This window comes from Neolewinella lacunae, from assembly GCF_014349155.1.
GTDB classification, from domain to species: Bacteria; Bacteroidota; Bacteroidia; order Chitinophagales; family Saprospiraceae; genus Neolewinella; species Neolewinella lacunae.
The window spans coordinates 1-278 of record NZ_JACSIT010000130.1; the positions used below are offsets into that span (position 1 = coordinate 1).

Here is a 278-nt window from a genome sequence, read left to right on the forward strand (position 1 = left end):
ATCTCTTCCGGTTCTTCTTCCACGACGGGTCTGCCCACGGGCTTTGCCGTCCTGACGCCGGAGAACATCGACAACGGTTCTTACGACGACTGCTCGGGTGTAACACTGTCGATTGCCCGCGTCAACGCTGCCAACATCGCCCTGGAGGTATACGACCAGGAACTGATCCTGACCTGTGCTGACCTGGGCACGGTACGCGTCGGCCTGCGGGTAGAAGACGCCGCCGGCAACGTAAACTTCTGCTGGCTGGACGTACTGGTGGAGGACAAGAACGCCCC

The 278-nt window shown here is 60.8% G+C and carries 1 protein-coding gene; it reads left to right on the forward strand.

Going from position 1 to position 278, the window contains the following annotated elements; translation table 11 throughout:
* Positions 1 to 278 (forward strand): hypothetical protein (locus H9S92_RS14075; protein WP_187467338.1); only part of this gene is annotated, 278 nt, incomplete at both ends.